We start from the raw sequence: 14,944 nt of genomic DNA, 5'->3' as shown, positions 1-14,944 counted from the left end.
CATGCCGGAAGAGGAATCCCGCGCGCGGGCGGTGGAGGATGTGCGGTGGGGAGGATCTCGACGCACTGGGGGAGTCGATGCTCAACCGCAGGAAGATGCTGGCCGTCGGAGGGGCGGCCGGCGCCGCTCTGCTGGTCTCGTACGGCTGGCGCTCATCGCTGATGGCCGCGCCGCCCGGCCCGGAGACCCACGATCACACCAGCGGACCGGTGGTGCTGTCGTCGCCGCCGTTCGCACTGTTCGCCGCCCGGATGCCGGTCGTGCCCGAGCTGGCGCCGGTCGCCCGGACGTCCACATCGGACCTCTACCACCTGCCGGTAGTGCCGAGGAACATCGAGATCCTGCCCGGCCTGCCGACGCCGGTGCTGACCTTCGGCGGCAGCTTCCCCGGGCCCACGATCCGGGCGAGGGCGGGCAGGCGGGTCGTCGTCGCCGTGGAGAACCAGGCCGCGTCACCGGCCAACGTGCACCTGCACGGCGGCCACGTCGCGCCGGAGCACGACGGGCACCCGCTGGACACCATCGCGCCCGCGGCGACCCGGGGGTACTTCTACCCGAACACCCAGCAGGGCGCGACGCTGTGGTACCACGACCACAGCCACCACACCGAGGCCGAGCACGTCTACAAAGGACTGCACGGCGTCTACATCATCGACGACCCCGCCGAGGTCGGCCTCAACCTGCCCTCCGGCGAGTACGACGTGCCGATCAGCCTGCGCGACGCGCTGTTCGACACCAGCGGCAACCTGGTCTTCAGCGGCAACCCGCGCGACCGGGACGTCATCCTGGCCAACGGCGTGCCCGTCCCGCACTTCCCGGTCGCCGCCCGCAAGTACCGGCTGCGGCTGGTCAACGCCGCGACCGAGCGCTCGTTCACCCTCAGCCTGGGCGGCGGCGACGAGATGATCCAGATCGCCTCCGACGGCGGCCTGCTGCCCGCGCCGGTCGCGCGCACCGAGGTGGCCATCAGCTCGGGCGAACGCGTGGAGGTCGTGGTCGACTTCGCCCGCTACCCGGTGGGCAGCCAGGTCGTCCTGTACGACGCGACCGGCCCGGTCCTGCGCTTCGACGTCACCCACACCGCTGCCGACCGCAGCCGCGTGCCCGCCACGCTGCGGGAACTGCCCGTGCTGCCCGCCGCGACCGTGACCCGCGACGTCGTGCTGGCCTTCGACCGCACCACCGGCTCCGCGCTCGGCGTGGTAAACGGCAAGGTCTTCGACCCGCACCGCGTCGACTTCCAGGTCAGGCGCGGGACCACCGAGGTGTGGAACGTCCACAACGCCGACGTCGAGCCCGCCGTCCCGCACAACTTCCACCTGCACCTGGTGCAGTTCAGCGTGCTCTCGCGCAACGGCGGCCCGCCCGGACCGGACGACCTCGGCCGCAAGGACACCGTCATGCTCGCGCCGGGGGAGACGGTCCAGGTCAAGGCCCACTTCGGCACCGAGCACCTGGGCCGGTACCTGTACCACTGCCACTTCCTGAAGCACTCGTCCCTCGGCATGATGGCGACGATGGAGATCGTCGCCTGAGAAATGCTCGCCGGGTGAGCGGGTTGCTTCACGCAATGTGCGTGCGGTGTCAGAGTTCTGTCAGACGCGGCTGCTTGGGTGTCTGCGAGCGAGCCGGAAGGACAGCATCATGGCGGCAGCGCACGAGCCCGTGGCCATCGTGGGGATCGGACTGCGGACGCCCGGCGGCAGCCGGACACCGGAGGAGTTCGCCGAGTTCCTCGCCGGGGGCGGCAGCGGAATCGGGACCAGGGACGGCCAGGCGGGCGGGTACCTCGACCGCATCGACGAGTTCGACGCGGCCTTCTTCGGCTTGACGCCGGTCGAGGCCCAGTACACCGACCCCACCCACCGGCTGCTGCTGGAGACGGTGTGGGAGGCGCTGGAGAACGCCGCCATCGACCCGACCGGGACCCGGGGCGGCAACGGCGGCGTCTACGTCGGCGCGGGCACCTCCGACTACGCGTTGGAGATCGACCGGCTCCGCGACGAGGACCTCGACGGCGCGCTCGCGGCGGGCATCACGCCGTTCGCGCTGTCCGGGCGGCTGTCGTACTTCCTCGACTGGCGCGGCCCCAGCATGACCGTCGACGCCGCGGGCGCGTCCTCGCTGACCGCGCTGCACCAGGCGATCGTCGGGCTGCGGCGGCGCGAGTGCGAGATCGCGCTGTGCGCCGCGGCCAACACGCTGCACAACCCGCGCCCGCACGCCATCCTCAAGGCCGCGAACGTGCTGTCGAGCGAGGGCCGGGTCAAGGCGTTCGACGACGCCGCAGACGGCTACGTCCGCGCCGAGGGCGCAGCGGCCATCGTCCTCAAGCGCCTGACCGACGCCAAGCGCGACGGCGACCGCGTCCTCGCGGTCGTGCGCGGCACCGCCGTCGGGCAGGACGGCGACGGGCCGGGGATCTCGGTGCCCAACGGCGCCGCCCAGGAGCGGGTCATCCGGGCCGCGCTCGACGACGCCCGGATCGAGCCCGACGAGGTCTCCTACGTCGAGGCGCACGGCCTCGGCACGCCGCTGGGCGACCCGATCGAGCTGGGCGCGATCGCCGACGTCTTCACCAGCGAGGTCGCGGTCGGGTCGGTGAAGACCAACGTCGGGCACCTCGAACCGGCGGCCGGCCTGGTCGGCCTGATCAAGGCCGTGCTGCAGATCCAGACCGGGCGCGTCTTCGCGCACCTGAACTTCGAGACGCCGTCGGCGCGCATCCCGTGGGACCGCTACCCGATCACCGTGCCGACGGAGTCCCGGGACTGGGCCGTCGAGCGCCGGTGCGCGGTGGTCAACAGCTTCGGCTTCGGCGGCGCCATCGCGGTTGCGGTCGTCGAGCAGCCGCCCGCGCCGCCGGAGCCCGCCGAGGACGACGGCGCCCACGTGTTCACCCTCTCGGCCAAGAACCGCAGGGCGCTGCGCGCGCAGATCGAGCGCTACCGCGACCACCAGGGCGATCTCGCCGACCTCTGCTACACCGCCGCCGTCGGCCGCGCCCACTTCAAGCTGCGCGTCGCTGGCGTGGTGCGCACGGACGCCGACCTGCGCGCCCTGCTCGACCAGGAGCCCGACGACGGGCCGGAGGAGACGCCGAAGGTCGCGTTCCTCTTCGACGACAATCACGTTCAGCACGATGACACCGCCCTGCGCGCGTTCCCCATCTACCGCGCCGCCGCCGAGGAGTGCGAGCACGCCGGTCACGGGAAGCTGTTCACCACCCAGTACGCGCTCGCGCAGCTGTGGCTGTCGTGGGGCGTCAAGCCGGGGATCATGGTCGGGCGCGGGACCGGCGAGATCGTCGCCGCCACGGTGTCCGGCCTGTTCACCGTGGCCGACGCGGCGAAGGTCGTGGCTGGCGGCCTCGACGGCGTCCGGTTCGGCGAGACCACGCTGGCCTTCGTCGCCGCGCTCTCCGGCAAGGTCGCCCGCCGGGGCGAGATCACCAAGCCGGACTACTGGGTCCGGCAGGCCGCCGAGACCCCCGACTTCGCCGCCGCCCTGGGCGCGGTCGAGCGCCGCGGCGCGCACGTCCTGCTCGAACTCGGCCCGCCGACCGGCGAGCCCGGCAGGCTGCCCAGCCTCGGCGGCGACGACGCGCACCTGCGCGCGCTGGCCGAGCTGTACCGGCAGGGCGTCGCCGTGCGGTGGGCCGGTTTCTACCGAGGCCGCGAGCGCGCCAAGGCCGTGCTGCCCACCTACGCCTTCGACCGCAAGCGCTTCTGGCTGCCCGCCCCCGCGCCCCGCCTCGACGCCCAGCACCACCCCCTGCTGGGCGTCGAGGCCGACTGGCCGCAGGGACGGGAGTTCCGCGCGGTCATCAGCCCCGACCACCCGGCCTACCTCGCCGACCACGTCGTCGGCGGCCAGGTCGTGTTCCCCGGCGCGGGCTACGTGGAGATCCTGCTGGCCCTGCAGGACGCCGTCTTCGGCGACGCGGGCCGCACGCTCACCGAGGTCCGCATCCGCGAGCCGCTGTTCGTCACCGAGCACACCGAGCTGCGCACGCGGGTCTGCCACGCGGGCGCCGCGGAGATCCTCAGCGTGGTGGACGGCGGCGTCGAGCGCGTGCACGCCACCGCGATGCTCGGCGGGGCGCGCCACCACGCCGACCCCGGCCCGCCCGGGCGCGACCTGCGGGCGCGGGCCTCGGGCGCGGGGCGGGCCGACGACGTGCGCGAGACCGAGGAGCTGTACCCGGACTTCGCCGCCGTCGGCATGGGCTACGGGCCCGCGTTCCAGCGCATCCGCGCGGCCTTCCAGTTCGGCGCCGACTTCGCGGTGGGCGACCTGCGCGGCGAGCGCACCGCCGGGATGGAGTTCCTGCCGCCGCCGGTGCTCGACGGCGCGCTGCACACCATCGCCCCGCTGATCGACGACGGCCACAACTACCTGCCGGTGCGCTTCGGCGAGGTGCGGCTGTTCAAGAAGCCCAAGTCCGACGACCTGCGGGTCCTGCTGCGGCTGACCGACGGCGAGGACGACCGCACCGCCGACCTGCTGGTGCTGGAGGACGACGAGCCGGTGGTCGAGGTGCGCGGCCTGGGCTTCAAGCGGCTGGCGGCCGGTCCCGGCTTCCTGCACCGCCGGGTCTGGGTGAAGCGCTCGCAGCTGCCGCCCGCCGGGGACGAGCCCCGCCACGTGCAGTTCATCGGCGGCGACGCCGCCGTCTACGCCGAGCGCGCCAAGGAACTGGGCGTGCAGCTCTCCACCGGCGACGAGCCGCTCGACGGGGTCACCGACGTGTGCTGGTTCTGGCGGCCGGACGCCGAGGCGCCCGCCTGCCCGGGGAAGCGGCTGTGGGTCGTCACCGAGCGGGCGCAGTGGCTGCCCGGCGACACCGGGTCGACACCCGCGGCCGTCTGGGGAGCGGACGCGCCGGGCATCCTGGTCGACCTGCCGCCGGGCGGCGATCCGGCGTTCGCCCAGGAGTGGGTCCGCGACACCGTGGAGCCCCGCCTGGCCTACCGCGACGGCCACCGGTACGTGCGCAGGCTGCTGCCCGCCGCCAAGCCGAGCGACGAGAACATCGCGCTGACCATCACCGAGCACGGCCGCTTCGCCGACATCAAGCCGCTGCCTGCGCCCGACGAGCTGCCGTCCGGGTCCGACATCCAGGTGCGCGTGCACGCGGCGGGGCTGAACTTCAAGGACGTCCTCAACGCCCTGGGCATGCTCAAGCAGCACGCGGAGAGCACGGGCGCGGAGTACGCGGCGCAGCCGCTCGGGTTCGAGTGCGCGGGCACCGTCCTGGCGGCGGGCCCGACCGCGTCGTTCGCGCCGGGGGACGAGGTCATCGTCAACTACTCCGGCCTGATGCGGCGGCGGGTGACCGTCCCGTCGGTGACGGCTGTCGCCAAGCCCGCCCGCCTGACCTGGGCGGAGGCGGCCGGGCAGGCGTCGGCGTACGTGACGGCGCACTACGCCCTGCACCACCTGGCCCGCATGAAGGCGGGCGACCGCGTGCTGATCCACGCCGCCGCGGGCGGCGTCGGGCAGGCCGCGGTCCAGCTGGCGAAGGCGGCGGGCGCGGAGGTGTACGCGACGGCGAGCCCGCACAAGTGGCCCGTCCTCGCCGCGCAGGGCGTCGAGCACCTGATGAACTCGCGCACCCTCGACTTCGCCGACCAGATCCCCGGCGGCGTCGACATCGTGCTGAACAGCCTGAACAAGGAGTTCATCCCGGCGGGCCTGCGCACCCTCGCCGACGGCGGCCGGTTCATCGAGCTGGGCAAGGTGGGCGTGTGGGCGCCGGAGCAGGTGGCCGCCGAGTACCCGCACGTCGAGTACCACAACTTCGACTTCAGCGAGCTGCCCGCCGACGAGGTGACCCGCATCAACCGCGAGATCATGACCGACGTGGCCACCCGCCTGGCCCGAGGCGACCTCGACCCGGTCACCACGACGGCCTACACCCTCGACGAGGTGGAGGAGGCCTTCGGCGTCCTCAGCCGGGGCGCCAACGTCGGCAAACTGGTCCTGGCCTTCGACCAGCCCGCGCCCCGCCCGGTCGCCGTCCGCCCGGACCGCACGTACGTCATCACCGGCGCGGACACGGAACTGGGCAGGCTCACCGAGGCCAAGCTGACCGCCATGGGCGCCACCCACCTGGCGCTGGTCACCCACGCGGACGACCTGGCCGGTCTGACCGGCCGCCCGCCGGTCGGCGGGGTCGTGCACGCCGCCGAGGACCCGGGGCTGGCGTGGGCCCTGCACGAGGCCGCTTTCCCCGACCTGGACTTCTTCGTCACCTACTCGCGGCTGGCCGCCCTGGTCGGCATCGAGCACCGGCCCGAGGACGAGGCGCTCGACCACCTCGCGCACCGCAGGGCCAACGCCGGGCTCCCCGCGCTCAACATCGCCTGGGGCCCGCTCGGCGAGGCGCGGGACGGGCTGCACGCCGTCACCCCGGCCAAGGCCATGCGCACCTTCGCCGCCCTGCTGGGCACGCCCGACGTGTCGGTCACGGCGGGGGCGGGCGACTGGACCGCCGAGCCGCTGTTCGAGGCCCTCGCCAAGGCCGACGGCGGGGCGACCGGCGCCCAGATCGACCGGGCCGCCCTGCTGTCCCTCCCGCCCGACGAGCGCCGGGCGGCCGTCGAGGACTTCATCCGCGTCAAGGTCGCCGAGGTCCTGCGCTTCCCCGACGCCGACGAGGTGGGGCCCCGCACGAAGTTCGCCCGACTCGGCCTGGACTCGCTGGTGGCCGTCGAGCTGAAGAACGCGCTGGAGGCCGCCTTCGCCGTCCCCCTGCCCGCCGCCGTGGCCTTCGACCACCCGACGGCCGCCCAGCTCGCCGAGTTCCTGGACGGCCTGCTGACCGGCTGAGGGAGACCCGATGTCCGAACTGCTCCTCCTCTCCATCCACCTCGACGACGACGCCGACGGCGAACCCACCGCCCGCACCGTCACCGTCCACCACCCCTCGGGCCGCCGCTTCGTCGTCGCCGAGATCGCCGACACCGAGGAGACCGAGTCGGACGCCTCGATCTGGTGACCGACGGGGTGGGGCCAGGCCCCGCGCCGAGATCTATCTCCCCGGGCGGCGCGCGGGTACGGTGCGGGGCGTGTCACAGCCTCCACGCGACCCGTACCAGCAGCGTCCCGGCGGTTACCCGAGGCAGCCCGGCCACGGGCAGCGGCAAGGCGACGCCCAGCAGCGTGGTTACCCGAGGGAGCCCGGCTATCCGGACTCCCCCTACCGGGACGACCGGCGCTCGGCCTACCCGGACGGCGCCTACCCGGCGGGCCAACACCCGTACCCGACCGCCGATCAGCACTCCGCCTACCAGGACGAGCGCTACGGCGACCAGCGTTCGAGTTACCAGGACGAGCGCTACGGCGACCACCGTTCCGGCTACCAGGCAGAGCGCTACGGCGACCAGCGCTCTGCCTATCCCGAGCACCGCGAGCAGCGTGCGTCCCAGCCGAGCCGTCCGCCCCAGCAGCCCCGCCAGCCCCAGCCCTCCCGCTCCCGGGGCAGGCGCGTCCTCGGCCTCGGCCTGACCCTCGCCATCCTCGGCGCGCTCGTCCTGCTGGTCAGCGTCACGCTCCTGCCCTGGGTCGACGGCGGCGTCTCGCTCGCGGGCCTCTGGGACAGGGTGACCGGGGTCCAGGACATGGGCTTCGGCGACTGGTACGTCCTCGTCGCCGGGTATCCGCTGGTCGCGCTCGGCATCCTGCTGTCATTCGCCGCCGTGCTCGAATCGGTGGCGATGAAGGTGATCTGGGTCGCGCTGACGGTGCTCGGCCTCGGGTACGTCGCCTTCCGCTACGGCATCGGGCCCCTTACCGGATTGTTCGGCGAGGAGAGCGGCTTCTCACTTGTTGAGATCGGCGTGGCCGCCGCGGCGCTCGCGGGCATCGTTGTGGTGCTGTTCGTGCTCAAGTCGGCCGTGGGGATGTTCCGGCGGATCGCCGGTCTGGTCCTCTTGGGACTGTCCGGTGTGCACATCAGCGCGGTCGTGGATCTTGTCAGTGCCAACGGTTTCGGCGAACTGAGCGCTGGCGCGTATGGTCCCGCGCTGGGTTACCTGCTGGCCGGGGCCGCCGCGTTCGTCGGTCCGGGGAGCCTGGTACCGGGGCGCTGACCGATGGCATCATTTTCGGCGGTGAGGTAATTTCGTCCGTGGCCGAGAGGCGCTGCAACGGACTACGGTCCGCCACGCTCGGCCGGGTCCACCGCGAAGCAAGGGCGCCTCCCACGACAAACGGGAGGTGACGGGTGCGCACAACGCTGACGGAGCTGCTGGACCAGCGGATCGCGGTCCTGGACGGAGCATGGGGAACCATGCTCCAGGGCGCCAAGCTCACCCCGCGGGACTACCGCGGGGACCTCATCGGCGACCACCCGTGCGACGTCACCGGTGACCCGGACCTGCTCAACCTGACCCGCCCGGACGTCATCCTCGACATCCACCGCCAGTACCTGCGCGCGGGCGCGGACATCACCACCACCAACACGTTCACCGCCACCAGCATCGGCCAGGCCGACTACCAGCTGCAGCCGCTGGTGCGCGAGATGAACCTGCGCGGCGCCCAGCTGGCCCGCCAGGCCGCCGACGAGTTCGGCGGGCGGTTCGTCGCCGGGTCCATCGGCCCCCTCAACGTCACCCTGTCGCTGTCGCCGAAGGTCGACGACCCCGCCTACCGGGCCGTCGGGTTCGACGAGGTCGCGGAGGCCTACGCCGAGCAGATCGCCGCGCTCGCCGAGGGCGGGGTCGACCTGCTGCTCATCGAGACCGTCTTCGACACGCTCAACGCCAAGGCCGCGGTGGCCGCCGCGCGCGAGGTCGCCCCGCACCTGCCGCTGTGGGTGTCGGTCACCATCGTCGACCTGTCCGGCCGCACCCTGTCCGGGCAGACTGTCGAGGCGTTCTGGAGCTCGATCGAGCACGCGAACCCGCTGGTCGTGGGCCTGAACTGCGCGCTGGGCGCCGAGGAGATGCGCCCGCACGCCGCCGAGATGGCGCGTCTGGCGGGCACCTACACCGCCTGCCACCCCAACGCGGGCCTGCCGAACGCCTTCGGCGGCTACGACCAGACCGCCGACGAGACCGCCCGGCTGCTCGGCGGGTTCGCCGCCGAGGGCATGGTCAACATCGTCGGCGGCTGCTGCGGCACCACGCCCGAGCACATCGCCAAGATCGCCGCCGCTGTCGAGGGCGTCGCGCCCCGGCACGTGCCCGCGCCGCCCGCCGCCACCCGGTTCAGCGGGCTCGAGCCCTTCGGCATCGGCGCGGACACCGGCTTCGTCATGATCGGCGAGCGCACCAACGTCACCGGCTCGGCCAAGTTCCGCAGGCTCATCGAGGCCAAGGACTACCAGGCCGCCGTCGACGTCGCGCTCGACCAGGTGCGCGGCGGGGCGAACCTGCTCGACGTCAACATGGACGCCGACCTGCTCGACAGCGAGCAGGCGATGACCACCTTCCTGAACCTGATCGCCACCGAGCCCGAGGTGGCGCGCATCCCGATCGTCATCGACAGCTCGCGCTGGAGCGTGCTGGAGGCCGGGCTCAAGTGCGTGCAGGGCAAGGGCGTGGTCAACTCGATCAGCCTCAAGGAGGGCGAGGGCCCGTTCCTGGAGCAGGCCCGCCGCATCCGCGACTTCGGCGCGGGCGTGGTCGTCATGGCCTTCGACGAGCAGGGCCAGGCCGACACCGCCGACCGCAAGGTCGAGATCTGCGGCCGCGCCTACGACCTGCTGACCCGCAAGGCGGGCTTCCCGCCGGAAGACATCATCTTCGACCCGAACGTGCTCGCCGTGGCCACCGGCATCAGCGAGCACGACAACTACGCCAAGGAGTTCCTCGACGCGCTGCCCCGGATCAAGGAGCGCTGTCCGGGCGCGCGCACCAGCGGCGGCATCTCCAACCTGTCGTTCTCCTTCCGCGGCAACGACGTCGTCCGCGAGGCCATGCACTCGGCGTTCCTGTTCCACGCCGTGCGGCTGGGCCTGGACATGGGCATCGTCAACGCGGGCCAGCTCGCGGTCTACCAGGACATCCCCGCCGACCTGCTGGAGCTGGTCGAGGACGTCCTCTTCGCCCGCAGGCCCGACGCGACCGACCGCCTTGTCGCCTTCGCCGAGACCTTCAACGGCAAGAGCAAGAAGCGCGAGGTCGACCTGTCCTGGCGCGAGGCCCCGGTCGCCGAGCGGCTGGCGCACGCGCTCGTGCACGGCATCGTCGACTTCATCGAGGAGGACACCGAGGAGGCGCGCGCGGTCGCAGCCCGGCCGCTCGACGTCATCGAGGGTCCGCTGATGGACGGCATGAAGATCGTCGGCGACCTGTTCGGCTCGGGCAAGATGTTCCTCCCGCAGGTGGTCAAGAGCGCCCGCGTGATGAAGCGGTCGGTGGCCTACCTGGAGCCGTTCATGGAGGCCGAGAAGGCCAGGCTCGCCGAGGCGGGCACGGCGTCGCGGGGCAACGGCAAGGTCGTGCTGGCCACGGTGAAGGGCGACGTCCACGACATCGGCAAGAACATCGTCGGCGTCGTGCTGGGCTGCAACAACTACGACGTCATCGACCTCGGCGTGATGGTGCCCGCGGCGAAGATCCTGGACACGGCGGTCGCCGAGGGCGCCGACGCCATCGGCCTGTCCGGGCTGATCACGCCGTCGCTGGACGAGATGGTGGCCGTGGCCACCGAGATGCAGCGCCGCGGCCTCAAGCTGCCGCTGCTGATCGGCGGCGCGACGACGTCCCGCCAGCACACCGCGGTCCGCATCGCGCCCGCGTACGACAGCACGACGGTGCATGTGCTCGACGCCTCCCGCGTGGTCGGCGTCGTCTCCGACCTGCTCGACCCCGACCGCGCCGCCGCGCTGGCCGAGGCCACCCGCACCGAGCAGGCGCGGCTGCGCGAGCAGCACGAGGCCCGCGAGCGCAGCCCGATGCTGTCGCTGGAGAAGGCCAGGGCCAACCCGGAGCGGGTCGACTTCGACGACCTGCCGGTGCCCGCGTTCACCGGCGTCCGGCAGGTGAGCCCGTCGATCGCCGAACTGCGCGAGATGATCGACTGGCAGTTCCTGTTCCTGGCGTGGGAGCTGCGCGGCAAGTACCCGGCGATCCTGGAGCAGCCGGTCGCCCGCGAGCTGTTCGACGACGCGAACACCCTGCTGGACGAGATCATCGCCAACGGCTCGTTCACCGCGCGCGGCGCGTACGGCTTCTGGCCCGCGCGCTCCGACGGCGACGACATCCTGCTCGACGGCGGCCCCGCCTTCCCCATGCTGCGCCAGCAGACGCAGAAGCCGGAAGGCCGCCCGAACCGCTGCCTCGCCGACTACATCGCCCCCGACGGCGACCACCTCGGCGGCTTCGCCGTGGCCATCCACGGGGCGGAGGACCTGGCCGCGCACTACGAGGCCCAGCACGACGACTACCGCGCCATCATGGTCAAGGCGCTGGCCGACCGGCTGGCCGAGGCGTTCGCCGAGCACCTGCACCTGCGGGCCCGCCGGGAGTGGTTCGAGCCGGACGCCGACCCGGCGATCGAGGACCTGCACGCCGAGCGCTTCCGCGGCATCCGCCCGGCGCTGGGCTACCCGGCCTCGCCGGACCACAGCCTCAAGCGCGACCTGTTCGACCTGCTGGACTCCGCGGCCATCGGCATGGGCCTGACCGACTCGTTCGCGATGACCCCGGCGGCCAGCGTCAGCGGCCTGATCTTCGCGCACCCGGCCTCGCGCTACTTCACCGTCGGCAGGCTCGGCCGCGACCAGGTGAAGGACTACGCGATCCGGCGCGGCCTCCCGGTGCCCGAGGTGGAGCGCTGGCTGCGCCCGAACCTGGCCTACGACCCGGACTAGGCCCCCGCGCGCGTCCCACGGCGGCGCCATCGCCCGACTCGGCTCGGGTGGTGGCGCCGCCGTCGTGATTGGAATCCCAAGACAACCCCTGTCTGCGGAATTGGGTTTGTGCTACAACTGTCCACGTGCGGATTAGCACGTGGTTGATGACTTGCTGACCAGCGGTTTTCGCTTCGAAGCTCACATTATTATCAGGTCCCAACAAGTCTTGGTTGACCTGGGGAACGAGCTTTTGGAGAATCCTTGCCCGGTCGCATTGGTGTCCGTTACCGTCGGTCCGGACAGTATCCGATAGGGCGGGAAAACCCGTCGTGAAATCGAGGTCGGCCCTTTTCGGGAGCGGACTCGTCGATTGTTTGCGTTCGTATCATCGCTGATACCTGAGGACTGATCATCGTGACTTCACGGAATGTGACCAGGAGGCTGGTGGCAGGCGGGGCGGCCTTCGCCGCCGCCGGTCTCGTCGCCGCCGGTATCGCGCTCGGCTCCGGCACGAGTGCGGCAGACCCGGTCTCGCTGACGCTGAACTACAACTGTCCCTTCCCGCTGATCGGCACCCAGCCGATCAAGGTCGTCATCAACACCGACATCCCCAAGACGACCAAGGTCGGGCAGCAGAACCCCGCGTTCGACATCGAGGCCATCACGACGGTCCCGGAGACCGCCACCCAGGGCCTGACCCTGGTCGGCGCCAAGACCGTCGAGGGCAGCGCGGTGTCGTCGGCCGAGGTCGCCGCCCCCGAGGCGACCCTGCCGGTCAACGTGCCGATCACGGTGGAGAAGACCCCGATCCCCGCCTCCGGCGCCTTCGACGTGCGGGCCACCGGCCAGACCCCGCCGCTGACCTTCAGCAAGGCGGGCCCGGCCAAGATCACCGTCAACGGCCTCAAGCTGACCCTGACCCCGCGCACCGCGGACGGCTCGGAGACCGGCCTGGGCACCTTCGACTCGGTCTGCACCCTGGCCCCGGGCCAGAACAACGAGCTGGCCACCATCGAGATCCTGCCCGGCGACAGCAACCCGCCGACCAGCACGACCACGACGGTCCCCCCGACGACCACCACCACGACGACCACGACGCAGCAGCCCCCCACGACGACCACGACCCCGCCCAACAACGGCGTGCGGGTGTCGTACGACCTCAAGGGCGTGTCGAACCTCAAGGGCATGCTCACCGGCCCGGTCCCGCTGTCGGGCACCTTCGACGCCAACGCCGACCTGGCCAAGGGCGTCTACACCGGTGACCTGAAGCTGAACAGGACCTCCGGCACCTTCAAGATCTTCGGGTTCCTGGAGTCCAAGGCCGACATCGAGTTCGTGCCGGTCGGTCAGGCCAGCGGCACCGTCGCCACCGGCGCCATCACGTTCAACGGCAAGCTGACCGTGAAGCTGCCCAAGGTCTCCCTCTTCGGCATCCCGATCAGCCAGGAGCCGACCTGCCAGACCGTCACCCCGTCCGACATCAGCCTGAAGTCCGTCGGCAACTTCGACGTCCTCAAGGGCGGCAAGATCGCGGGCACCTACGGCCTCTCGGCCGTGCAGGGCTGCGGCGGGCTGAACGACTTCATCAGCCCCTTCGTCCAGGGCAACGGCCACACGATCGACATGGACCTCACCATCAAGCAGTGACCTGATCAGCGAGCGGGGCCCCACCGGACACCGGTGGGGCCCCGTTTCGTGTTACCCGGGCACTGGGCCATACGTCGCAATCTCGGTAGTGCGTACGTACAAGTACGGATGTGCGCCGCGTCACCGGTGCGGCACGGTTGCCCCATGGCGGTGAAGCCGAGCCGCCCGCAATGACCGGAGGCAGAGGATGAGCGCGACACCCGTCCTGGAGCACCGCGGTCCGACTCCGGACCAGTCCTTCGCCGAGCGCCTGCGCCGCGAGGTGGTCGGCGAACTCGGCCAGGCGATGCCAGCGGAGTCCGGTGAGCTGGCCAGCGTGGTCGACCCGCTCGTCGAGACCATCCGCACCACGATCCTGTGCTGCCTGGACACCATGACGAACCCGCGCGGCCTGGCAGGCGACGACTGGTCGGCGGTGTTCCGCGCCCGCCGCCGCGAGCTGGTCAAGAGCTGCCGTCCCGACCTGCTGGTCTGGGCCTACCGCATCGGTGGCCAGGTGGCGTGGCGGCACGCGTCGCACTACGCGCGCACCCGGCGCATCCCGGCCGCCGCGGTCGCCCGCGGCGCGGAGGTCATCTTCGCCTACCTCGGCGAGCTGTCCGGCCTGACCGGCGCGACCCAGGCGCGGCCGGTCTCGGGCGCGGCGGCCCGGCGCAGGCTCGTCCGGCTGATCATGGCCGACCCGGCGCCCGCGCCGGGGCAGCTCACCGAGGCCGCCCGCGAGGCGGGCTGGGCGCTGCCCGCCGCGCTGCGCGTGGTGGCCCTGCGCCGCCCGGCCACCGGCGACCAGGGCGTTCCCGCCGACCTGCTGCGCGAGCACCTGGTCGACACCGAGAGCGCCGAGCCCTGCCTGCTGGTCGCCGACACCGTCGACGTCCGCGGCCTCGCCGTCACCCTGCGCACGGCGCTGCCCGGCTGGACCGCGGCGATCGGCCCGTCGGCCGCCCTGTCGGAGGTGCGCTCGTCGCTGCGGGTGGCCACCCGGGCGCTGGACCTGGCCGCGCGCGAGCTGATCCCCGCCGACGGCGGCGTGGTCGACTGCGCGGAGCACCGGCTCACGCTGGCGCTGTTCGCCGACGAGTACCTCATCGCCGAACTCGCCGAGCGGCGGCTGGCCCCGCTGCGCGACCTGACCGCGCGCAGGCAGGACCGCATGCTGCGCACCCTGCACGAGTGGCTGGCCAGCCAGGGCAGGGTCACCGAGATGGCGGCCAGGATGGGCGTGCACCCGCAGACCGTGCGCTACCGCATCCACCGCCTCGAAGAGCTCTTCGGCGACCAGCTCGCCGACCCGCGCGGCCGGTTCGAGCTCGAGCTCGCCGTGCGGGCGGCCGTCCTCAAGCAGCCCGGGGAGGGTACGGACACCGAGATCGGCGCCGCGAGCGCTTCCTGACCACCGGTATGGAGCGGCGGCCTAACCCTGTGGGCCGCCGCTCCTATATAGAGGTGTTATCCCTCCCCTTGGGAGAGTGATTGCGCGAACCTATGGCC

The 14,944-nt window shown here is 72.2% G+C and carries 7 protein-coding genes and 1 riboswitch; all 7 genes read left to right on the top strand.

Annotated elements, in window-relative coordinates:
• Positions 1–77 precede the first annotated feature (77 nt).
• The 7 genes from IEY98_RS20625 to IEY98_RS20595 all read left to right on the top strand — a co-directional run bounded on the left by IEY98_RS20625 (position 78) and on the right by IEY98_RS20595 (position 14,846).
• Entirely contained in the window at positions 78–1,535 is a 1,458-nt protein-coding gene (locus IEY98_RS20625; protein ID WP_189212203.1) for a multicopper oxidase family protein, read from the top strand.
• Between the two features lie 109 nt (positions 1,536–1,644).
• The gene (locus tag IEY98_RS20620) at positions 1,645–6,834 is read left to right on the top strand and encodes a type I polyketide synthase (protein WP_189212202.1); all 5,190 of its coding nucleotides are present in this window, start codon (positions 1,645–1,647) and stop codon (positions 6,832–6,834) included.
• 10 nt (positions 6,835–6,844) lie between these two features.
• Positions 6,845–7,003 (top strand): hypothetical protein, encoded by a 159-nt coding sequence (locus IEY98_RS20615; protein ID WP_189212201.1) that lies wholly within the window; start codon positions 6,845–6,847, stop codon positions 7,001–7,003.
• Positions 7,004–7,073: 70 nt separating this feature from the next.
• Positions 7,074–8,096, top strand: a complete 1,023-nt coding sequence (locus IEY98_RS20610; RefSeq protein ID WP_189212200.1) for a hypothetical protein — start codon at positions 7,074–7,076, stop codon at positions 8,094–8,096.
• 38 nt (positions 8,097–8,134) lie between these two features.
• Positions 8,135–8,213, top strand: a riboswitch (S-adenosyl-L-homocysteine riboswitch).
• Positions 8,214–8,230: 17 nt separating this feature from the next.
• Positions 8,231–11,824 (top strand): methionine synthase, encoded by a 3,594-nt coding sequence (gene metH, locus IEY98_RS20605; RefSeq protein ID WP_189212199.1) that lies wholly within the window; start codon positions 8,231–8,233, stop codon positions 11,822–11,824.
• Between the two features lie 396 nt (positions 11,825–12,220).
• A complete protein-coding gene (locus IEY98_RS20600; protein ID WP_229787104.1) occupies positions 12,221–13,453 on the top strand; it encodes a DUF6801 domain-containing protein in 1,233 nt (410 codons plus the stop codon).
• A 187-nt stretch (positions 13,454–13,640) separates the two neighbouring features.
• Positions 13,641–14,846, top strand: coding sequence for a PucR family transcriptional regulator (locus tag IEY98_RS20595; protein WP_189212198.1), 1,206 nt, complete (start codon positions 13,641–13,643; stop codon positions 14,844–14,846).
• Positions 14,847–14,944: the final 98 nt, after the last annotated feature.

The organism is Actinokineospora fastidiosa (genome assembly GCF_014648415.1).
GTDB lineage: Bacteria > Actinomycetota > Actinomycetes > Mycobacteriales > Pseudonocardiaceae > Actinokineospora > Actinokineospora fastidiosa.
Note: the sequence above shows the minus strand (reverse complement) of the source record. Positions and strands in the feature narration are given on the sequence as shown.

Coding starts and splice junctions, on each gene's coding strand:
- IEY98_RS20625 (WP_189212203.1), top strand. CDS start 78: ATGCTCAACCGCAGGAAGATGCTGGCCGTCGGAGGGGCGGCCGGCGCC.
- IEY98_RS20620 (WP_189212202.1), top strand. CDS start 1,645: ATGGCGGCAGCGCACGAGCCCGTGGCCATCGTGGGGATCGGACTGCGG.
- IEY98_RS20615 (WP_189212201.1), top strand. CDS start 6,845: ATGTCCGAACTGCTCCTCCTCTCCATCCACCTCGACGACGACGCCGAC.
- IEY98_RS20595 (WP_189212198.1), top strand. CDS start 13,641: ATGAGCGCGACACCCGTCCTGGAGCACCGCGGTCCGACTCCGGACCAG.